Origin of the sequence: Streptomyces cyanogenus (genome assembly GCF_017526105.1) — a bacterium.
Lineage (GTDB): Bacteria > Actinomycetota > Actinomycetes > Streptomycetales > Streptomycetaceae > Streptomyces > Streptomyces cyanogenus.
Map to the genome: position 1 here is coordinate 6,712,122 of NZ_CP071839.1, position 20,633 is coordinate 6,732,754.

Genomic DNA, 20,633 nt, shown 5'->3' on the forward strand with positions numbered 1-20,633 from the left:
GTCCGCTGTGGCCGGTCCGCGGTTCCCCGCGCCCCTTCTGCGGGACCAGTGCCCGGCGCCCGGAAGGGGCCGGGCGCTGTCGTGTCCCACAAAGCATGAACATTAGACTCGGGCGAGCCCGGCGAAAGCTCGATCAGCTACTGCAAGGAGGCACGGGTGCCGCTGCTGACCCGCATCAGGGGACCGCGCGATCTGGACCGGCTCAGCCTGGAGGAGCTGGACCAGCTGGCGCAGGAGATCCGGACCTTCCTCGTCCAGGAGGTCTCCAAGACCGGCGGGCACCTGGGTCCCAACCTCGGTGTGGTGGAACTGACCATCGCCCTGCACCGGGTCTTCGAGTCCCCGAAGGACAAGGTGCTGTGGGACACCGGCCACCAGTCCTACGTGCACAAGCTGCTCACCGGCCGGCAGGACTTCTCGCGGCTGAAGATGAAGGGCGGCCTGTCCGGCTACCCCTCGCAGGCCGAGTCCGAGCACGACGTCATCGAGAACAGCCACGCCTCGACCGTGCTCGGCTGGGCCGACGGCATCGCCAAGGCCAACCAGCTGCGCAAACAGGACAGCCATGTGGTCGCGGTCATCGGTGACGGGGCCCTGACCGGCGGTATGGCCTGGGAGGCGCTGAACAACATCGCCGAGGCCAAGGACCGACCGCTGGTCATCGTCGTCAACGACAACGAGCGCTCCTACGCCCCGACCATCGGCGGCCTCGCCAACCACCTGGCGACCCTGCGCACCACCGACGGCTACGAGCGCTTCCTCGCCCGGACCAAGGACATCCTCGACCGCACCCCGGTCGTCGGCAAGCCGCTGTACGAGACCCTGCACGGCGCGAAGAAGGGGCTGAAGGACTTCATCGCCCCGCAGGGCATGTTCGAGGACCTGGGCCTGAAGTACGTCGGCCCGATCGACGGCCACGACATCGAGGCGCTGGAGTCGGCGCTGGCCCGGGCCAAACGGTTCGGCGGGCCGGTGATCGTGCACTGCCTGACCGAGAAGGGCCGCGGCTACCAGCCCGCCCTGCAGGACGAGGCCGACCGGTTCCACGCCGTCGGCAAGATCCACCCGGACACCGGGCTGCCGATCGCCTCCTCCGGCGCCGACTGGACGTCGGTCTTCGGCGAGGAGATGGTCCGGCTCGGCGAGGAGCGCGAGGACATCGTCGCCATCACCGCGGCCATGCTCCAGCCGGTCGGCCTGGACCGCTTCGCCAAGCGGTTCCCCGAGCGGGTGTACGACGTCGGGATCGCCGAGCAGCACGGCGCCGTCTCCGCGGCCGGCCTCGCCTACGCCGGGCTGCACCCCGTCTTCGCCGTGTACGCCACGTTCCTGAACCGCGCCTTCGACCAGGTCCTCATGGACGTGGCCCTGCACAGGTGCGGGGTGACGTTCGTACTGGACCGTGCCGGTGTCACCGGCACCGACGGGGCCTCGCACAACGGCATGTGGGACATGTCGATCCTCCAGGTGGTGCCCGGGCTGCGGCTCGCCGCGCCGCGCGACGCCGACCAGGTGCGGGCCCAGCTGCGCGAGGCCGTCGCCGTCGACGACGCGCCGACCGTGGTGCGCTTCTCCAAGGGCGCCGTCGGCCCCGCCGTACCCGCCGTGGGCCGGATCGGGGGCATGGACGTGCTCCGGGAGCCAGGCACCGACCGGCCGGACGTGCTGCTGGTCTCCGTGGGCGCCCTCGCCCCGATGTGCCTGGAGATCGCCGAGCTGCTGGACCGGCAGGGCATCTCCACCACCGTCGTCGACCCGCGCTGGGTCAAGCCCGTCGACGAGGCCATGGCCCCGCTCGCCGAGCGGCACCGGGTCGTCGTCACCGTCGAGGACAACAGCCGTGTCGGCGGCGTCGGCTCCGCGATCGCCCAGACCCTCCGGGACGCGGGCGTGGACGTGCCGCTGCGCGACTTCGGCATCCCGCCGCGCTTCCTCGACCACGCCTCCCGCGCCGAGGTGCTCGCCGAGATCGGGCTGACCGCGCCGGACATCGCCCGCCAGGTCACCGGGCTGGTCGCCAAGCTCGACGGCCGGTTCGGCGACACGGCCGGCGCGGTGGACTCCGTGGAGACCGCGCGCGACTAGAAAGCGATCCCACGGGCCGGTTCCGCCGCTTCTCCGGGTGGCGGAACCGGCTTTTTTGCGTGAACCTGCCTGTGCCGGGGCATACCCGGTCCCGGCCCTCTCGATCATGTCGAGGACGACAAGCGTGGGAGGCAGGCACGTGAGCAACACGCTGTTCCGGACGAAGAACGTCGAGCAGTCCATCCTGGACACCGAGGAACCCGAGCATTCGCTCAAGAAGTCGCTGACGGCCCTGGACCTGACCGTCTTCGGCGTCGGTGTCATCATCGGCACCGGCATCTTCGTCCTGACCGGCACGGCCGCCAAGAACACCGCCGGGCCGGCCGTGGCCCTGTCCTTCGTCGTGGCCGGTGTCGTCTGCGCGCTGGCCGCCCTCTGCTACGCCGAATTCGCCTCCACGCTCCCCGTGGCGGGCTCCGCCTACACCTTCTCCTACGCCTCGCTCGGTGAACTCCCCGCCTGGATCATCGGCTGGGACCTGGTCCTCGAACTGGCACTGGGCACGGCGGTGGTCGCGGTCGGCTGGTCCGGGTACATCCATTCGCTGCTCGACAACGCGGGCTGGCAGCTGCCCGAGGCGCTCTCCGGCCGCGACGGCGCCCACGGCTTCGGGTTCGACATCCTCGCCGCGGCCCTCGTGCTGCTGCTCACCGCCATCCTCGTCATCGGCATGAAGCTCTCCGCGCGGGTCACCTCCGTGGTCGTCGCGATCAAGGTGGCCGTGGTCCTCGTCGTGATCATCGCGGGTGCCTTCTTCATCCACGGCGGCAACTACGACCCGTTCATCCCGAAGGCGCAGTCCGCGGAGGCGGCCGGCAACCTCAAGGCCCCCCTGATCCAGTTGATGTTCGGCTGGGCGCCCTCCAACTTCGGCGTCATGGGCATCTTCACCGCGGCGTCGGTGGTCTTCTTCGCGTTCATCGGCTTCGACGTCGTCGCCACCGCCGCGGAGGAGACCCGGCACCCGCAGCGTGACGTGCCGCGGGGCATCCTCGGCTCCCTGATCATCTGCACCGCCCTGTACGTCGCCGTGGCGATCGTCGTGACCGGCATGCAGAAGTACACCGCGCTGTCCGTGAAGGCGCCGCTCGCCGACGCGTTCAAGGCCACGGGCCACCCCTGGTTCGCCGGCCTGATCAGTTTCGGTGCCGCCGTCGGCCTGACCACGGTCTGCATGATCCTGCTGCTCGGCCAGTCCCGGGTCTTCTTCGCCATGAGCCGCGACGGGCTGCTGCCCCGGTTCTTCTCGCACACCCACCCGAAGTTCCGCACGCCGTACCGGTCGACCATCCTGCTCGGTGTGGTCATCTCGGTCGTGGCCGGCTTCACCAGTCTGAGCGAACTGGCCGAGCTGGTGAACATCGGCACGCTGTTCGCGTTCGTCGTCGTCGCGATCAGCGTGATCATCCTGCGCAGGACCCGCCCGGACCTGCACCGCGCCTTCCGTACCCCCTGGGTCCCGTTCGTCCCGGTCCTGTCCGTGTGCGCCACGCTGTGGCTGATGGTCAACCTGCCCGCGGAGACCTGGATCCGGTTCGCCATCTGGATGGTCATCGGCTTCTTCGTCTACTTCCTCTACGGCCGCTCGCACAGCCGCCTCGGCCGGCACCAGGAGACCACGGTCGAGGAGGTCGTGCACCCGCCGCACGGCACCACCGAGTAAATCCCACGGACTCCCCGCTCCGGCCCCGTATGTCCCGCTTCGCCCGGGACCTCGGGGCCGGATAGCGTGCTGCGCATGCTCGCCGTCCCGCTCGCCCCCGCACGGACCGCGGTCACCCCGACGGCGTACTGGTCCCGGCTGCTGCCCCTTCTGGCGGCCCTCGCCTCCCTCACCAGGCTCCCCTCCTTCGCCCGGCCGCTGTGGAACCCGGACGAGGGCTTCCTCGCCGTACAGGCCCGGCTGCTGGCCGGGGGCGGACAGCTGTACGACACGGTCGTGGACCGCAAGCCGCCGCTGCTGCCCTGGCTGTACCAGGCCGCGTTCGCGCTGTTCGGGTCCGGCTCGCTGACCCCGCTGCGGGTCCTCGCCGTTCTCGCCCAGCTGCTCACCGCCGCCCTGCTGGCCTCCCTGGCCCGCCGCCGCTGGGGCGACCGCGCCGGCCGCACCGCCGGAGTGCTGTACCTGCTCGTCTCGGTCGGGCTCAACCCCGAGGACGCACAGGCCGCCACCTTCGAGGTGTTCATGCTGCCCTGGACGGCCGCCGCCCTGTGGTGCGCCGACCGCGGGCGCTGGGGCGCGGCCGGGGCCGCCGTGGCCGCCGCGTTCCTGACCAAGCAGACCGGCGGCGCGGTCCTGCTGCCGGTGGCCTGGCTGCTGCACCGCCGGGGCGGCACCCGCGCGGGCCTGCCCGGGCTCGCGGCCGGATTCGCCGTACCCGTGCTCGGCGCGGCCCTGCTGACCGATCCGGCCGGCTTCCTGTTCTGGACGGTGACCGGGTCCGCCACCTATGCCACCCCCACCGGTTCCGAACTCCACGTGCTGGCCCGCGCGCTGACCAACACCGCGATCCTGGCGGCGGCCTGCGCGGGGCTGCTGCCACCGGTCGTACGGGCCCTGCGCACCACCCGCGCCGGAGCGGCCGAACTGTGGCTGTGGCTGGGCTCCTCGGCCGTCGCGGTGGTCCTCGGCTGCCACTTCTTCGGCCACTACTACCTGCAACTCACCCCGCCGCTCGCCCTGCTGGCCACCGCCGCGCTGCACGTCCTGCCCCGGGAACGGCACCTGGCCGCCGTCCTCACCTCCGCCTGCGCCTGCGCCCTGTTCGTCGGCTGGGGCCTGCTCGCCCCGCGCCCCGAACTCGCGCACGCCCAACGGCTCGCGGCGGCCCTCGCGCACCGCACCGCACCCGCCGACCGGGTCCTCGTCTGGGGCATACACCCGGAGACCTACTGGCTGGCCGGGCGTACCCCCGCCACCCGGTACCTCACCGCGGGCCTGCTCACCAACTACAGCGGCGGCCGGGACGGCCCCCAGGTCGGCGAGGAGTACGCCGTCGCCGGCACCTGGCCGGTCTTCCGCCGGGAGATGACCGCACACGCCCCCGCCCTGGTCGTCGACGACTCCCGGGGCGAGCCCTACGCCCCCGACCGCCTCCCCACCCTGCGCCGCCTGCTGGCCGCGGGCTACGAGGAGGTGGGCCGGGTCGACGGGGCGGTGCTGTACGCCCGGGTGCCGGCCGGGCAGCGGGCGCGGCTCAGCCCAGGACCGTACGCGGTCCGGCCACCTCGGCCCCCAGCTCCGTCACCCGGCGCCGCAGCTCCCGGTCGGCGGTGACCACCAGGCGGGCCCGGCCGGCGCTCTCGGCGGTCAGCTCCACGATCCGGTCGTCCCCGCTGCCCGGCGCCGACTCCACCCGGACGCCGGGCACGGACGCCACACCCCGGGCCGCGCCCTCGACCACGAGCACGATCTCCACCGGCCCCGCGTGCCCGGGCAGCCCCCGGCCCGCCAGCCGGTCCCGCAGCCGCTCGGCCGCTCCCTTGCGGTCCCGCCACCAGCCGTCGGGCCGGGAACCGACGACGTTCGCGCCGTCCACGACGACGAGCAGCGGGGCGGGGGAGCCGGCGGGGTGCACAGGCAGGCGGGCATCGGTCATGCACCACAGGGTCCCACGGCCGCACGGCACGGGGGCCGGGCCCCGGGGCCGCGACCGAGCGGCTTAGAGTGAACCGGTGAACGGCGACTGGCTCCTGCGCGGCCGCGACGGCCGGCTCAGTGTCTACCAGCTGTCGGGCGACGCCGTCCTGTGCCGGGCGGAGCGCGGCCCCGGCGGCCCCTGGTCCGCCCCCCGCAAGGTGGGCGGCGAGCAGCGACTGCATCCCGTCCTGGCCGTCGGCCAGGGTGCCGACGGCTATGCCCACCTGGTCTCCTGGCGGCCCACGGTCAAGGGCGAGTCCGGGCTGGTGCACTCCACGCACTTCCGCCCGCACCTGGCCGCCCTGGACTGGAACCCGGTCGGCCACCCGAACCGGAAGGGCGACCGGACCGGCACGCCCGCCGTCGCGGTGGACGCCCAGGGACGCGCCCATCTCTTCGTCCGCAACAAGGGCGGCGGCGTGAGCATGCTCGCCCAGAAGGAGAAGGGCGGCTGGGACCCCTGGCGGGACCTCAAGGGCAAGGAGGTCCAGGACGGTCTGGCGGCGGCGACGGGGGAGTCCGGGCGGGTCGAGCTGTACGCGGCCGTCCCGCAGGGCCTGCTGTACTGGCGTCAGGAGGAGCCGGGCGCCCAGCCCGTGCTGCAGGAGGCCCTCCAGACGCCGGTCCGCCCCGGCACCCTGCGCGCCCTGGCCACCTCCCCGGACAGTACGACCGTCTTCTACACCGACACCTCCGGCGACCTGTGCGCCTGGCGCCCGGGCGGCAAGCCGGTCACCCTGCTGCCCGCGGCCGGGTCCGGCCCGGTGTCGGCGGTCCGCTGCGACCTGGACGGCCACGACTGCACCCTGCTGGTCCAGCGTTCGGCGAGCCGCCGGGTCGCCTTCGCCGCGTATCCGACCGAGACGGAGTCGGCGGGCGCCTGGTGGACCGAGTCGGGCCCCGAACTGCCGCTGGACGCGCTGGTCTCCCTCACGAAGGACGCCGAGGGCCGCGTGGCGGCGGCAACGTTGTCCCCGTCGACCGGACGCCTGCTGCTGACCCGGCGCAAGGACGAGCCGGGGCTGGCGCTGGAGGCGTGGCGGGAGGTCTGACACGCGCGAGGGCCCCCGCCGTGGCGGGGGCCCTCGGTGATGTCGACCGGTGTTACGCGGGAACGCTGGCCACGCCCGGCGCCAGGAACCTCTTGCCGTTCACACGCTCCGACACGCCCTCACGGTCCAGGTACGGCGTGATGCCGCCCAGGTGGAAGGGCCAGCCGGCACCCGTGATCAGGCACAGGTCGATGTCCTGGGCCTCGGCGACGACGCCCTCGTCGAGCATGAGCCCGATCTCCTGGGCGACGGCGTCCAGCACGCGGGCGCGCACCTGCTCCTCCGTCAGGACGGCATCGCCCTGCTGGAGCAGCGCGGCGACCTCCGGGTCCAGCTCCGGCTTGCCGCTGTCGTAGACGTAGAAGCCGCGCTTGCCCGCCTCCACGACCGCCTTGAGGTTCGGGGAGACCTTGAAGCGGTCCGGGAACGCGCCGTGCAGCGTCTCGGAGACGTGCAGACCGATCGCCGGGCCGACCAGCTCCAGCAGCACCAGCGGAGACATCGGCAGACCGAGCGGCTCGACGGCCTTCTCGGCGACCTCGACCGGGGTGCCCTCGTCGATGACGTTCTGGATCTCGCCCATGAAGCGGGTCAGGATGCGGTTCACGACGAACGCCGGGGCGTCCTTGACCAGCACCGCGGTCTTCTTCAGCTTCTTGGCGACGGCGAAGGCCGTGGCCAGGGAGGCGTCGTCCGTCTTCTCGCCGCGGACGATCTCCAGCAGCGGCAGCACCGCGACCGGGTTGAAGAAGTGGAAGCCGACGACCCGCTCGGGGTGCTTCAGCTTCGACGCCATCTCCGACACCGACAGCGAGGAGGTGTTGGTCGCGAGGATCGCGTGCGCCGGGGCGACCGCCTCGACCTCCGCGAACACCTTCTGCTTGACACCCATCTCCTCGAACACCGCTTCGATGATGAAGTCGGCGTCCGCGAAGCCCTCGGCCTTGTCCAGGACGCCGGTGACCAGCGCCTTGAGGCGGTTGGCCTTGTCCTGGTGGATGCGGCCCTTGCCGAGCAGCTTGTCGATCTCGGCGTGGACGTAGCCCACACCCTTGTCGACGCGCTCCTGGTCGATGTCGGTCAGCACGACCGGCACCTCCAGGCGGCGCAGGAAGAGCAGCGCGAGCTGGCTGGCCATCAGACCGGCGCCGACGACACCGACCTTGGTGACCGGGCGGGCCAGGTTCTTGTCCGGGGCGCCGGCGGGACGCTTGCCGCGCTTCTGCACCAGGTTGAACGCGTAGATGCCGGCACGCAGTTCGCCACCCATGATCAGGTCCGCGAGGGCCTGGTCCTCGGCGTCGAAGCCCTGCTGGAGGTCCTCGTTCTTCGCCGCGGCGATGATGTCCAGGGCGCGGTACGCGGCCGGAGCGGCCCCGTGCACCTTGCTGTCCGCGATGAACCGGCCCTTGGCGACGGCCTGGTCCCAGGCCTCGCCGCGGTCGATCACCGGACGCTCGACCTTGACGTCGCCCTTGAGCACCTGGGCGGTCCAGATCAGCGACTGCTCCAGGAAGTCGGCGCCCTCGAAGATCGCGTCGGCGATGCCGAGCTCGAAGACCTGCTTGCCCTTGAGCTGCTTGTTCTGGTTCAGCGAGTTCTCGATGATGACCGAGACGGCCTTGTCGGCGCCGATCAGGTTGGGCAGCAGCGTGCAGCCGCCCCAGCCGGGCACCAGGCCGAGGAAGACCTCGGGCAGCGAGAACGCCGGGATCGCCTTGGAGACGGTCCGGTAGGTGCAGTGCAGGCCGACCTCGACGCCGCCGCCCATCGCCGCGCCGTTGTAGTAGGCGAAGGTCGGGACGGCCAGCTTCGCCAGGCGCTTGAAGACCTCGTGGCCGCCCTTGCCGATGGCGAGCGCGTGCTCGTGCTCCTTCAGCAGCTCGACGCCCTTGAGGTCGGCGCCGACCGCGAAGATGAACGGCTTGCCGGTGATGCCGACGCCGACGATCTCGCCGTCCGCGGCCTCCTTCTCGACCTGGTCGACGGCGGTGTTCAGGTTCGCCAGCGAGGCCGGGCCGAAGGTGGTCGGCTTGGTGTGGTCCAGGCCGTTGTCCAGCGTGATCAGCGCGAAGCGGCCGGCACCGGCGGGGAGGTCGAAGTGGCGTACGTGCGCACTGGTGACGACCTCGTCGGGGAACAGCTCGGAGGCCTGCTTCAGAAGCTCGGCGGTGGTGCTCACTTGTCCCCCTCGAAGTGCGGGTTCTCCCAGATGACCGTCGCGCCCATGCCGAAGCCGACGCACATGGTGGTCAGGCCGTAGCGGACGTGCGGCTGCTCCTCGAACTGGCGGGCCAGCTGCGTCATCAGGCGGACGCCGGAGGAGGCCAGCGGGTGGCCGAAGGCGATGGCGCCGCCGTACTGGTTGACGCGCTCGTCGTCGTCGGCGATGCCGTAGTGGTCGAGGAAGGCCAGCACCTGCACGGCGAAGGCCTCGTTGATCTCGAACAGGCCGATGTCGGAGATGGACAGGCCCGCCTTGGCGAGCGCCTTCTCCGTGGCCGGGATCGGGCCGTAGCCCATGACCTCCGGCTCGACGCCCGCGAAGGCGTACGAGACCAGACGCATCTTCACCGGCAGGTTGTTCTCGCGGGCGAAGTCCTCGGAGGCGATGATCGAGGCGGTCGCACCGTCGTTGAGACCGGCGGCGTTGCCCGCGGTGACCCGGCCGTGCACGCGGAACGGCGTCTTCAGGCCGGCCAGGCTCTCCAGGGTCGTACCCGGGCGCATCGGCTCGTCGGCGGTGACCAGACCCCAGCCGGTCTCGCCGGCCTCGGGGTTGCTCCGGCGCACCGAGATCGGCACCAGGTCCTGCTGGATCTTGCCGTTGGCGTACGCCTTGGCGGCCTTCTCCTGCGAGCGCACCGCGTACTCGTCCGCACGCAGCTTGGTGATCTGCGGGTAGCGGTCGTGCAGGTTCTCCGCGGTCATGCCCATGAACAGGGCCGACTCGTCCACCAGCTTCTCCGACACGAACCGCGGGTTCGGGTCGACGCCCTCGCCCATCGGGTGGCGGCCCATGTGCTCGACACCGCCGGCGATGACGGCGTCGTAGGCACCGAAGGCGATCGAACCGGCGGTGGTGGTGACGGCGGTCAGGGCGCCGGCGCACATGCGGTCGATCGAGTAGCCGGGGACGGACTGCGGCAGGCCCGCGAGGATGCCGGCCGTGCGGCCGAGGGTCAGGCCCTGGTCGCCGATCTGCGTGGTCGCGGCGATGGCGACCTCGTCGATCTTCTTCGGGTCCAGACCGGGGTTGCGGCGCAGCAGCTCCCGGATCGCCTTCACGACGAGGTCGTCGGCACGGGTCTCGTGGTAGATGCCCTTCGGGCCCGCCTTGCCGAACGGGGTGCGGACGCCGTCGACGAAGACGACGTCCCTGACGGTACGAGGCACGATGGCTCTCCTCCAGATGCGGGATGGCACTGCTGCGTTGCGCTGAGCGCGCGCTCAGCACCCATGCTACTTACGAGTAACGTGACTGCCCAGCCCCCTGGGCTGGAGCGGTGAACGTCACATCCCTCACCGGTCGGCGTCTCGGTCCGGCGTCACCTTCCTGTACCTGCACCCCCACAGGATCTTGGCGTGATCTCGACGTCCCTGTTCCGCTTTCGCGGCCCCTACGGCGTCTGGGCACCCTTCGCCGACAGCGCGTCCACCAGCACCGGCGTGACCAGCTCCACCTGCCACGGCCGCGCGCCGTACCCGGCGAGCGCGAGCTCCACGGACCGGGCGTCGACGGTCTTCGGCGGCTCCCAGCAGACCCGCCGCACCGTGTCCGGGGAGATCACGTTCTCCTGGGGCATGTTGAGCCGCTCGGCCAGCGCCGTCACCCCGGCCCGGGCGGCGGACAGCCGAGCCGCGGCGGCCGGATCCTTGTCGGCCCAGGCACGCGGCGGCGGCGGACCGGTCACCGGCTGCCCAGGCTGCGGCAGCGCACTGTCGGGAAGGGCCTTGGCCCGGTCGACGGCGGCCTGCCACTGCTCCAGCTGCCGCCGCCCCGTCCGGTGCCCGAAGCCGTTGAGTGCGGCGAGGGCGTGGACGTTGCCCGGCAGGGCCAGCGCGGCCTCCACGATGGCCGCGTCGCTCAGCACCTTCCCCGGCGACACGTCCCGGCGCTGTGCGATCCGGTCCCGCGTCTCCCACAGCTCGCGCACGACCGCGAGCTGCCGGCGCCGGCGCACCTTGTGCATCCCGGACGTACGGCGCCAGGGGTCCTTGCGCGGCTCGGCCGGCGGCGCGGACGCGATCGCGTCGAACTCCTGGAGCGCCCACTCCAGCTTGCCCTGCCGGTCCAGCTCCTTCTCCAGGGCGTCCCGCAGGTCGACCAGCAGCTCGACGTCGAGCGCCGCGTAGCGCAGCCAGGGCTCGGGCAGCGGCCGGGTCGACCAGTCGACGGCGGAGTGGCCCTTCTCCAGGACGAAGCCGAGGACGCCCTCCACCATGGCGCCGAGGCCGACCCGGGGGAACCCGGCGAGCCGGCCGGCCAGCTCGGTGTCGAACAGGCGGCTCGGGACCATGCCTATCTCGCGCAGGCAGGGCAGGTCCTGGGTGGCCGCGTGCAGCACCCACTCGACGCCGGACAGGGCCTCGCCGAGTCCGGACAGGTCGGGGCAGGCGACCGGGTCGATCAGGGCGGTGCCGGCGCCCTCGCGGCGCAGCTGCACCAGGTAGGCGCGCTGGCCGTAGCGGTAGCCGGAGGCGCGCTCGGCGTCCACGGCGACCGGGCCGGAGCCGGCGGCGAAGGCGGCGATCACCCGGGCGAGGGCCGCCTCGTCGGCGATCACGGGCGGAATGCCCTCGCGCGGTTCGAGCAGAGGAGTCGGCGCCCCCATCACAGAAGATCCGGCGTCGTCCGGAGGAGTGCCTCCGGTGGTGCGCAGGGAGCTGTCTGCTGCGGTGTCTTGGGCGTCGGTCACCTGTCAAGGGTATCCGTGTGGGGACGGCGCCCGTCGACGGAACGTTCCGTCGACGGGCGTGCCAGGGTCATAAACAAGTCAGTCAGGGGCTCGGTGCGGTTCACATGAGTGAACGGCGGATTCCGCCGAAGGGGGTGGAGGGTGGGCTCAGTGGATGATCCCCGTGCGCAGGGCCACGGCCACCATGCCGGCCCGGTCGCCCGTGCCGAGCTTGCGGGCGATGCGGGCGAGGTGGCTCTTCACGGTGAGGGCGGACAGGCCCATGGACACGCCGATCGCCTTGTTCGACTGGCCCTCCGCGACCAGCCGCAGCACCTCGACCTCGCGTCCGGACAGCTCCCGGTAGCCGCCCGGGTGGCTCGGGGCACCCGGGGGGCGGCGGTGCATACGGGCGGCGGCGCCGAGGGGAGCGGCACCGGGGCGGGTGGGGAGCCCGATGTTGGTGCGGGTGCCGGTGACGACGTAGCCCTTGACACCGCCGGCCAGCGCGTTGCGGACCGCGCCGATGTCGTCGGCGGCGGACAGCGCGAGTCCGTTGGGCCAGCCCGCGGCGCGGGTCTCGGACAGCAGGGTGAGGCCGGAGCCGTCGGGGAGGTGGACGTCGGCGACGCAGATGTCGCGCGGGTTGCCGATGCGGGGACGAGCCTCCGCGATGGACGAGGCCTCGATGACATCGCGCACCCCGAGCGCCCACAGGTGGCGGGTGACGGTGGAGCGGACGCGCGGGTCGGCCACGACCACCATGGCGGTCGGCTTGTTCGGGCGGTAGGCGACCAGGCTTGCGGGTTGCTCGAGGAGAACGGACACCAGGCCTCCTGGGTGGGGGGACGGGGCCGGCTTGTGGGGATGAAGCCGGGACGAACCGTGCTTTCAAGGTCACAGTCGTCTTCGGCAGCAAACTCGTCCGCCTTTAGGGAATGATCACGATCTAGTGAGTAACAATCTGTGCAATTCGGACACGCGATCGATCATGCGAAGATCGAGTCGGTTCGAGCGGGTGCGATTCGAGTACGGAAAGTGGCCGTATCGACAAAGAGATGGTCAATCGGGCGTTTCGCAGCGACCGCTCACCGGGACTCCGGGCCCCTGCGCTGCGGCAGGGTCACCACCGAAGCGTCCCCCGGCCCGGCCGGCGGCAGCCCCGCGACCTGCGCCAGCAGATCGCACCACGCGGCCAGGTGGGCGGCGCTGTCCGGCACCCCGCCCAGGCCCTCCCGGGGCGTCCAGGACGCCCGGATCTCGATCTGCGAGGCGGCCGGCCGCTCGGCGAGACCGCCGAAGTAGTGCGAGCTCGCGCGCGTGATCGTGCCGCTCGGCTCGCCGTAGCCCAGCCCGCGCGCCGACAGCGCCCCGGTCAGCCACGACCAGCACACCTCGGGCAGCAGCGGATCGGCCGCCATCTCCGGCTCCAGCTCCGCCCGCACCAGCGTCACCAGACGGAACGTGCCCCGCCAGGCCTCGTGCCCGGCCGGGTCGTGCAGCAGCACCAGCCGCCCGTCGGCCAGCTCCTGGTCCCCGTCGACCACCACCGCCTCCAGCGCGTACGCGTACGGCGCCAGGCGCTGCGGGGCGGGCGTCGGCTCCACCTCGACCTGGGGCCGCAGCCGGCTGCCGCGCAGGGCCTCCACCGCGGTGCGGAAAGCCGGCGGCCCCGGGACACCGGGGTGCCCGTCCGCCTCCTCGGTGTCCTTCACTTCGCCCGCTCCATCAGCGCTGTCCGACCTTCGTCCGTGAGCCGCAGCCATGCGGGGAAGAGTAAGGGGAAGCGAGGCGTCGTGCAGGGCAAGACACCCCTACGGCATGGGCGCCATGGGCGCCACGCGGGGCCGTGCGCCGCATGGCGCCGCCGCGCGCGGTGGCGCAGCCGGGGGGCCGGTGCCGCTCCGGCGCATGCGAAACTTGCCTCGTGACCGCCAATGACACCCCGCAGCCGACAGCGACGTACGACAGCGCCTTCCTCAGGGCGTGCAGGCGCGAGCCCGTGCCGCACACCCCGGTGTGGTTCATGCGCCAGGCCGGCCGCTCCCTGCCCGAGTACCGCAAGGTGCGCGAGGGCGTCCCGATGCTCGAGTCCTGCATGCGGCCCGAGCTGGTCACCGAGATCACCCTGCAGCCGGTGCGCCGGCACGACGTGGACGCGGCGATCTTCTTCAGCGACATCGTCGTCCCGCTGAAGGCCATCGGCCTCGACCTCGACATCAAGCCCGGCGTCGGCCCGGTCGTCGAGCAGCCGATCCGCACCCGCGCCGACCTGGCCCGGCTGCGCGACCTCACCCCCGAGGACGTCCCCTACGTCACCGAGGCCATCGGCCTGCTCACCCGCGAACTGGGCGCCACCCCGCTCATCGGTTTCGCCGGCGCGCCGTTCACCCTCGCGAGCTACCTGGTCGAGGGCGGTCCCTCGCGCACGTACGAGAACGCCAAGGCGATGATGTACGGCGACCCCGAACTCTGGGCCGACCTGCTGGACCGGCTCGCCGACATCACGGCCGCGTTCCTGAAGGTCCAGATCGAGGCCGGCGCGAGCGCCGTCCAGCTCTTCGACTCCTGGGCCGGCGCGCTGGCCCCCGCCGACTACCGGAAGTCGGTCATGCCGGCCTCCGCGAAGGTCTTCGACGCCGTCGCCGGGTACGGCGTCCCGCGCATCCACTTCGGCGTCGGCACGGGTGAGCTGCTGAAGCTCATGGGCGAGGCCGGCGCGGACGTCGTCGGTGTCGACTGGCGCGTCCCGCTGGACGAGGCCGCCCGCCGCGTCGGCCCCGGCAAGGCGCTCCAGGGCAACCTGGACCCGACCGTCCTGTTCACCGACAAGGACACCGTCGCCGCCCAGGCCCGCCAGGTGCTCGACGCCGCCGCCGGCCTGGAGGGTCACGTCTTCAACCTCGGTCACGGCGTCATGCCGAACACCGACCCGGACGCGCTGACCCGGCTCGTGGAGTACGTCCACACCGCCACCGCGCGCTGAGCCGCCGGCCCGCTCACCAGGAGTAGTGGGGCCGCGCGCGCCTGCCGAACAGCAGGCCGGGCGGCTCCGGCGGGGGAGGCGTGCCGGGCTTGAGCGGCCAGGCGAGCAGCATGCCCGCCACGAAGCCGACCACGTGCGCGGCGTACGCCACCGTGCCGGCGCCGGACACCCCGTGCCCGGACGAGTACACCGCCTGCAGCCCGAACCAGAAGCCCAGCACCAGCCAGGCGGGCAGCCGCAGCGGCAGGAAGACCAGGAACGGCACCAGCACCCACACCCTGGCCTTCGGGTACAGCACCAGATAGGCGCCCAGGACCCCGGCGATCGCGCCGGACGCGCCGATCAGCGGGTCGCCGGAGCCGTCGTTGAGCAACGCGAAGCCGTAGCCGGCGGCGTAGCCGCAGACGACGTAGAAGAGGAAGTAGCGGATGTGGCCCATCCGGTCCTCGACGTTGTTGCCGAAGATCAGCAGGAAGAGCATGTTGCCCAGCAGGTGCAGCCAGCCGCCGTGCAGGAACATCGCGGTGAAGACCGACAGCGCCGGGGACTTGTCGTAGGCGGGCGGTGCCACGACACAGCCCGGGCCGTGCGGGCCCAGACCGACCTCCCCGGTCGGGACGAGCCGGGGCAGCTGATGGTGGATCAGTTCCCGGGGGACCGCCGCGTAGTGGTCCATGAACGCCTGCAGATCGCACAGCCGGGCCAGCTCGCCGCCCCCGGACACGGCACCGGCTGTGCCGGGCATGGTGAGGAACACCAGCACGTTGGCGGCGATCAGGGCGTACGTCACCCAGGGTGTGCGGCGCGCCGGGTTCACGTCATGGACGGGGATGACCACACAGGAGTAGTGCCCGCGATCGGGCCCGTGAATCGGTGAACGCGACCGGGCGGGCGTGCGTATGTGTTCTCAACCGACGTGAGGATCAGGCGATGACGAACGCTCCACAGGTTCCGGCGATGCACGCTCTGCCCGACGGCGAGGCCGAGCTGTCTCTGGTGGTACGGCTTCCCTGGGAGGACGTGGCGCGGCTCGGCCAGGAGGCGGGCCGGCTCGCTTCGCAGATGCAGCGGCCGGTGACGCTGGACGAGGCGGTGAGCTACCGGCTCCGGTCCGCCCGGCCGTCCGCTTCCCACGCGAAGCCCTCCGGCGAGCAGCCGGCCGCCGTCTCCTCCGGGGTGACGTCGCTGCCGCGGATCAGCGGGACCGCCTAGGCGGCCCGTACCTTCGCCGCCGCCTTTCTCGCCGCCACCAGTACCGGGTCCCACACCGGTGAGAACGGCGGGGCGTAGCCCAGGTCCAGGGCCGTCATCTGCTCCACCGTCATCCGGGCGGTGAGCGCCACCGCCGCGATGTCGACCCGCTTCGCCGCACCCTCCCTCCCGACGATCTGTACGCCCAGCAGCCGCCCGGTGCGGGACTCGGCGAGCATCTTGACCGTCATGGGGGCGGCCCCGGGGTAGTAGCCGGCCCGGCTGGTCGACTCGATGGTGACCGTCTCGAAGCGCAGGCCGGCACGGCGGGCGTCCTTCTCGCGCAGGCCGGTGCGGGCGATCTCCAGGTCGCACACCTTGCTGACCGCCGTGCCCACGACACCGGGGAAGGTGGCGTAGCCGCCGCCGGCGTTCGTGCCGACGACCTGGCCGTGCTTGTTGGCGTGGGTGCCGAGCGGGACGTACTGCTCCTGCCCGGAGACCAGGTTCAGCACCTCCACGCAGTCGCCGCCCGCCCAGATGTTCTCGTGCCCGCGCACCCGCATCGCCAGGTCGGTGAGCAGGCCGCCGTGGGCGCCGAGCGGCAGCCCGGCCGTCCGGGCGAGCGTGGTCTCCGGGCGGACGCCGATGCCCAGGATCACCACGTCCGCCGGGTATTCGGCGTCCGATGTGGCCACCGCGCGGACCCTGCCGTCCTCGCCGGTGAGCAGCTTGGTGACCTCGGCGTCGTTCACCATGGTGATGCCGAGGCCCTCCATGGCCCGGTGCACCAGCCGGCCCATGTCCGGGTCGAGCGTCGACATCGGCTCCCGGCCGCGGTTGACGACCGTCACCTCGAAGCCCCGGTTGATCAGGGCCTCGGCCATCTCCACGCCGATGTAGCCCGCCCCCACGACCACCGCCCTGCGGCCGCGCGTGCCGGACAGCGTGTCCAGCAGGGCCTGGCCGTCGTCGAGGGTCTGCACGCCGTGGACACCCGGGGCGTCGGCGCCCGGCAGCTCCGGGCGGACCGGGCGGGCGCCGGTGGCGATGACGAGCTTGTCGTACGGCGTCCAGGACTCGGCGCCGGAATCGACGTCACGCGCGCGTACCCGCTGCCGGGCCACGTCGATCTCCGTGACCTCGGTGCGCAGCCGCAGATCGATCCCGCGCGCGCGGTGCTCCTCGGGTGTCCGGGCGATCAGCCGGTCCCGTTCGGGGACCTCGCCGCCCACCCAGTACGGGATGCCGCACGCCGAGAAGGAGGTGAAGTGGCCGCGCTCGAAGGCCACGATCTCCAGCTCCTCGGGCCCCTTCAGCCGCCGTGCCTGCGACGCCGCGGACATGCCCGCGGCGTCGCCGCCGATCACGACCAGCCGTTCCCTGCCGTCCCGCCCCTCGCTCATGCTCATGGGAACACGCTACGGGGCGCGGGGACTTCAGTCCCGCCCGGTCTCCTCGGCGGAGTCCGGCGCCGGGCGGGCCGACGGCAGCGGGCCGGGCGCGGTCGTCGCGGGCACGCGGTGCGCGCGGCGCGGCAGCCGGGGCCTTACGACCCGCAGCCACAGCAGCGCCAGGAGCGCGGCGAGGACCGCGAACGGCAGGGCGGCACCGAGCGCGAGCGCGATCCAGCGCAGCATGCCGGCGAACGCGTGCCAGCCGCCCGCCAGCGCGTCCGTGAAGCCCGGAGTGTCGTCACCGGACGCGTGCTTCACCGGGGTCTTCGACAGGGACAGGGTGACGGTGGCCAGGCTCGTGCGGTCCTTCAGGGACGCCTGCCGGGCCAGCAGCGCCTCCAGGTCGGCCTGACGGCTGCTCAGCTCGCCCTCCAAGGCGACGACGTCGCTCAGCTTGGTCGCCCTGTCCATCAGCGCGCGGATCCGGTCCACGCTGGCCCGCTGCGACCTGATCCGGCTGTCCACGTCCACGACCTGGTCGCTGACGTCGACGGCCTTGGCCGTGCGGCCGACCAGCCGGCCCGTGCCCTGGAGTCCGGTGAGGACCTCGTCGTACCGCTCGGTGGGCACGCGCAGCACCACCCGGGTGCGCTCGTGGCCGCCGGCGTCCCGGCTCGTCGTCTCGTCGCCGACGAAGCCGCCCGCCTCCTCGGCGGTCGTGCGGGCCGCCGCCAAGGCCTTGGGCACGTCCTCGACCTCCAGCGTGAGGGACGCGGTGCGGATGATCGCGCCCGGGGCCAGTACGGGCGTCGCGTGCGGGGTCTTCCCGTTCCCGGGATCCGCCGTGCCGCCGAGGGCGCCGGCCCGCTCGGCCCGGCTGCCGGAGGCGGCCTTGGCGGAACCGCCGCTCGTGTCGTCCGCGCCACTGCACCCGGCGAGCGCGAGGGAGGCGGCGAGCAGGACCCCGGACAGGGTCCGGAGGCGAGGTGCGGTGTGTGGTGTGCGCATGGACGGTACCCCCGAGAGCTGTGGTCTGTGTCGGTCCTTCGACGGCGCGGCGGCCGGAAACGTTTGACGGCTCCGGTCCCGATGCGGTCACGGTCCGGACTCGCACCGGACACCGGGTCCCGGCGGGAGTGCCGGCGGGGTCTGAGAGAGTGGGGCACATGAGCGCAACGGGTAGGGGCTTGGGGCACGTCGTCGTGATCGGGGCCGGCATCGCCGGGCTGGCCGCCGCGCACCGGCTGCTGGGGCGCGGCGCTCGCGTGACCGTGCTGGAGGCCGGCGACCGGGTCGGCGGCAAGCTGCTGCCCGGCGAGGTCGCCGGTGTGCGGGTCGACCTGGGCGCCGAGTCCATGCTCGCCCGCCGCCCCGAGGCGCTGACGCTCGCGCGCGAGGCGGGGCTGGGCGAGTCGCTCCAGCCGCCGGCCACCGCGACCGCCTCGATCTGGACCCGGGGCGCCCTGCGGCCCATGCCCAAGGGCCATGTGATGGGCGTGCCCGGTACCGCCGCCGCGCTCTCCGGCGTCCTCTCCGCCGAGGGCCTGGCCCGGATCGGGCGCGACGCCGACCTGCCCCGCACCGAGATCGGCGACGACGTGGCCGTGGGGGAGTACGTGGCGGCCCGGCTCGGCCGCGAGGTCGTCGACCGGCTGGTGGAACCCCTGCTCGGCGGGGTCTACGCGGGCGACGCCTACCGCATCTCGATGCGCTCGGCCGTCCCGCAGCTCTTCCAGGCCGCGCGTACCCACACCTCCCTCACCGAGGGCGTCCGGGAGATCCAGGCCAGGGCCGCCGCGCAGCAGCAGACCGGGCCGGTCTTCATGGGCATCGCCGGCGGCATCGGCCGGCTGCCGCTCGCGGTCGCCGAGTCCGTGCGCACGCGGGGCGGCGAGATCCTGACCGGGACACCCGCGCGGGAACTGCGCCGGGAGGCGGCCGGCGGCTGGCGGATCACCGCCGGGGAGCGCGTGCTGCACGCCGACGCGGTGATCGTCGCCGTACCCGCCCCGGCCGCCGCCGCGCTGCTGCGCCCCGAGTCCCCGGGGGCCGCGGCCGAGCTGGCCGCCGTCGAGTACGCCTCGATGGCCCTGGTCACCCTCGCCTACCGGCGCTCGGACCTGAGCCTGCCCGAGGGCAGCGGCTTCCTGGTGCCGCCCGTCGACGGCCGCACCATCAAGGCCTCCACCTTCGCCTCCCAGAAGTGGGGCTGGATCGCCGAGGAGGACCCGGAGGTGGTGGTGCTGCGCACCTCCGTGGGCCGCTACGGCGAGACGGAGGTGCTCGGCCGGGACGACGCCGGCCTGGTGGAGGTCTCCCGGCACGACCTGCGGGAGGCCACCGGCCTGGACGCCGTGCCGCTGGAGACCCGGGTCACCCGCTGGGCCGACGGCCTGCCCCAGTACCCCGTCGGGCACCACGCGCGCGTGGCCCGCATCCGCGAGCAGGTCGCCAAGGTCCCGGGTCTCGCGGTGTGCGGCGCCCCGTACGACGGCGTCGGCATCCCCGCGTGCATCGCGAGCGCCCACGCCGCCGTGGACCAGCTGGCCGGTGATCCGTCAGGGGTGGCGGAGCTGACGGCCAACCCGGTGCAGAGCCTGCACGGCGGAGCGGGAGAATAGGGACCATGAGTGACGACGCCCCCACCACCGAGTCCGGCAGGATCCCGAACAAGGGCAAGCTGGCCAAGGACCTCAACGAGGTCATCCGCTACACCCTCTGGTCGGTCTTCAAGCTGAAGGACGTGCTGCCGGCGGACCGCGCGGGCTACGCCGACGAGGTCCAGGAGCTGTTCGACCAGCTCGCCGCGAAGGACGTGACGGTCCGCGGCACCTACGACCTCTCCGGTCTGCGCGCCGACGCCGACCTGATGATCTGGTGGCACGCCGAGACCAGCGACCAGCTCCAGGAGGCGTACAACCTCTTCCGCCGCACCAGGCTGGGCCGTGCGCTGGAGCCGGTCTGGTCGAACATGGCGCTGCACCGCCCGGCGGAGTTCAACCGCTCGCACATCCCGGCGTTCCTGGCCGACGAGACGCCCCGGAACTACGTGAGCGTCTACCCCTTCGTGCGCTCCTACGACTGGTACCTGCTGCCCGACGAGGACCGCCGCCGCATGCTCGCCGACCACGGCAAGATGGCCCGTGGCTTCCCCGACGTGCGCGCCAACACGGTCGCCTCGTTCTCCCTCGGCGACTACGAGTGGATCCTGGCCTTCGAGGCCGACGAGCTGTACCGCATCGTCGACCTCATGCGTCACCTGCGCGGCTCCGAGGCCCGGATGCACGTCCGCGAGGAGATCCCGTTCTTCACGGGCCGCCGCAAGGACATCGGCGAACTGGTGGCGGACCTCGCCTGACAGCGCCCCGAAGGGGCCCGGCCACG

At 72.7% G+C, this 20,633-nt stretch carries 17 protein-coding genes; 8 read left to right on the plus strand and 9 right to left on the minus strand.

Going from position 1 to position 20,633, the window contains the following annotated elements:
- Positions 1–156: 156 nt before the first annotated feature.
- The 3 genes from dxs (at position 157) to S1361_RS30150 (ending at position 5,362) form a co-directional block, all read left to right on the plus strand.
- On the plus strand, positions 157–2,085 hold the full coding sequence (gene dxs, locus S1361_RS30140; protein WP_208035037.1) for a 1-deoxy-D-xylulose-5-phosphate synthase: 1,929 nt from the start codon (positions 157–159) through the stop codon (positions 2,083–2,085).
- A gap of 139 nt (positions 2,086–2,224) precedes the next feature.
- The gene (locus tag S1361_RS30145; protein ID WP_208035038.1) at positions 2,225–3,748 is read left to right on the plus strand and encodes an amino acid permease; all 1,524 of its coding nucleotides are present in this window, start codon (positions 2,225–2,227) and stop codon (positions 3,746–3,748) included.
- 75 nt (positions 3,749–3,823) lie between these two features.
- Positions 3,824–5,362: a glycosyltransferase family 39 protein gene (locus S1361_RS30150; RefSeq protein WP_208035039.1), complete on the plus strand. Its 1,539-nt coding sequence runs from the start codon at positions 3,824–3,826 to the stop codon at positions 5,360–5,362.
- Here the strand turns inward: S1361_RS30150 and S1361_RS30155 are convergent.
- Positions 5,283–5,684: a PIN domain-containing protein gene (locus tag S1361_RS30155; RefSeq protein WP_208035040.1), complete on the minus strand. Its 402-nt coding sequence runs from the start codon at positions 5,682–5,684 to the stop codon at positions 5,283–5,285. The genes S1361_RS30150 and S1361_RS30155 overlap by 80 nt on opposite strands.
- 76 nt (positions 5,685–5,760) lie before the next feature.
- On the opposite strand from S1361_RS30155, the gene S1361_RS30160 reads away from it, so the two are divergent.
- Positions 5,761–6,777 (plus strand): PLL family lectin, encoded by a 1,017-nt coding sequence (locus S1361_RS30160; RefSeq protein WP_208035041.1) that lies wholly within the window; start codon positions 5,761–5,763, stop codon positions 6,775–6,777.
- Between the two features lie 52 nt (positions 6,778–6,829).
- Here S1361_RS30160 and S1361_RS30165 read toward each other — a convergent pair whose 3' ends face one another.
- The 5 genes from S1361_RS30165 to S1361_RS30185 all read right to left on the minus strand — a co-directional run bounded on the left by S1361_RS30165 (position 6,830) and on the right by S1361_RS30185 (position 13,441).
- The gene (locus tag S1361_RS30165; RefSeq protein ID WP_208035042.1) at positions 6,830–8,959 is read right to left on the minus strand and encodes a 3-hydroxyacyl-CoA dehydrogenase NAD-binding domain-containing protein; all 2,130 of its coding nucleotides are present in this window, start codon (positions 8,957–8,959) and stop codon (positions 6,830–6,832) included.
- A complete protein-coding gene (locus S1361_RS30170) occupies positions 8,956–10,173 on the minus strand; it encodes a thiolase family protein (RefSeq protein ID WP_208035043.1) in 1,218 nt (405 codons plus the stop codon). Before S1361_RS30170 ends, S1361_RS30165 begins: the two co-directional genes overlap by 4 nt.
- Before the next feature lie 224 nt (positions 10,174–10,397).
- Complete coding sequence (locus S1361_RS30175) at positions 10,398–11,696, minus strand: ribonuclease D (protein WP_208035044.1); 1,299 nt, start codon at positions 11,694–11,696, stop codon at positions 10,398–10,400.
- Between the two features lie 147 nt (positions 11,697–11,843).
- Complete coding sequence (locus S1361_RS30180; RefSeq protein WP_030777669.1) at positions 11,844–12,503, minus strand: response regulator transcription factor; 660 nt, start codon at positions 12,501–12,503, stop codon at positions 11,844–11,846.
- Between the two features lie 260 nt (positions 12,504–12,763).
- Complete coding sequence (locus S1361_RS30185) at positions 12,764–13,441, minus strand: DUF3000 domain-containing protein (RefSeq protein WP_208035045.1); 678 nt, start codon at positions 13,439–13,441, stop codon at positions 12,764–12,766.
- Positions 13,442–13,602: 161 nt separating this feature from the next.
- Between S1361_RS30185 and hemE the strand changes: the two genes are divergently transcribed.
- Complete coding sequence (gene hemE, locus S1361_RS30190) at positions 13,603–14,661, plus strand: uroporphyrinogen decarboxylase (RefSeq protein ID WP_208035046.1); 1,059 nt, start codon at positions 13,603–13,605, stop codon at positions 14,659–14,661.
- A gap of 13 nt (positions 14,662–14,674) precedes the next feature.
- Here hemE and S1361_RS30195 read toward each other — a convergent pair whose 3' ends face one another.
- Entirely contained in the window at positions 14,675–15,499 is an 825-nt protein-coding gene (locus tag S1361_RS30195; RefSeq protein ID WP_208035047.1) for a rhomboid family intramembrane serine protease, read from the minus strand.
- Between the two features lie 92 nt (positions 15,500–15,591).
- Here S1361_RS30195 and S1361_RS30200 point away from each other — a divergent pair, with 92 nt between their 5' ends.
- Positions 15,592–15,873, plus strand: coding sequence for a hypothetical protein (locus S1361_RS30200; RefSeq protein ID WP_208035048.1), 282 nt, complete (start codon positions 15,592–15,594; stop codon positions 15,871–15,873).
- Here the strand turns inward: S1361_RS30200 and S1361_RS30205 are convergent.
- Positions 15,870–17,264 carry an FAD-dependent oxidoreductase gene (locus tag S1361_RS30205; protein WP_208035049.1) on the minus strand — a complete coding sequence of 465 codons (1,395 nt, stop codon included), beginning with the start codon at positions 17,262–17,264 and terminating at the stop codon, positions 15,870–15,872. The two genes, S1361_RS30200 and S1361_RS30205, sit on opposite strands and share 4 nt — an antisense overlap.
- A gap of 27 nt (positions 17,265–17,291) precedes the next feature.
- Complete coding sequence (locus S1361_RS30210) at positions 17,292–18,257, minus strand: DUF4349 domain-containing protein (protein WP_208035050.1); 966 nt, start codon at positions 18,255–18,257, stop codon at positions 17,292–17,294.
- Between the two features lie 158 nt (positions 18,258–18,415).
- On the opposite strand from S1361_RS30210, the gene hemG reads away from it, so the two are divergent.
- Both hemG and hemQ read left to right on the plus strand, forming a co-directional pair.
- The gene (hemG, locus tag S1361_RS30215; RefSeq protein ID WP_208035051.1) at positions 18,416–19,870 is read left to right on the plus strand and encodes a protoporphyrinogen oxidase; all 1,455 of its coding nucleotides are present in this window, start codon (positions 18,416–18,418) and stop codon (positions 19,868–19,870) included.
- Between the two features lie 5 nt (positions 19,871–19,875).
- A complete protein-coding gene (gene hemQ, locus S1361_RS30220) occupies positions 19,876–20,607 on the plus strand; it encodes a hydrogen peroxide-dependent heme synthase (protein ID WP_208035052.1) in 732 nt (243 codons plus the stop codon).
- Positions 20,608–20,633: the final 26 nt, after the last annotated feature.

Excerpts from the sequence above, each read along its gene's own strand:
- S1361_RS30150 (WP_208035039.1), top strand. The coding sequence starts at position 3,824 with ATGCTCGCCGTCCCGCTCGCCCCCGCACGGACCGCGGTCACCCCGACG.
- S1361_RS30155 (WP_208035040.1), bottom strand. The coding sequence starts at position 5,684 with ATGACCGATGCCCGCCTGCCTGTGCACCCCGCCGGCTCCCCCGCCCCG.
- S1361_RS30185 (WP_208035045.1), bottom strand. The coding sequence starts at position 13,441 with ATGGCTGCGGCTCACGGACGAAGGTCGGACAGCGCTGATGGAGCGGGC.
- S1361_RS30200 (WP_208035048.1), top strand. The coding sequence starts at position 15,592 with ATGACGAACGCTCCACAGGTTCCGGCGATGCACGCTCTGCCCGACGGC.
- S1361_RS30205 (WP_208035049.1), bottom strand. The coding sequence starts at position 17,264 with ATGAGCATGAGCGAGGGGCGGGACGGCAGGGAACGGCTGGTCGTGATC.
- S1361_RS30210 (WP_208035050.1), bottom strand. The coding sequence starts at position 18,257 with ATGCGCACACCACACACCGCACCTCGCCTCCGGACCCTGTCCGGGGTC.
- hemG (WP_208035051.1), top strand. The coding sequence starts at position 18,416 with ATGAGCGCAACGGGTAGGGGCTTGGGGCACGTCGTCGTGATCGGGGCC.
- hemQ (WP_208035052.1), top strand. The coding sequence starts at position 19,876 with ATGAGTGACGACGCCCCCACCACCGAGTCCGGCAGGATCCCGAACAAG.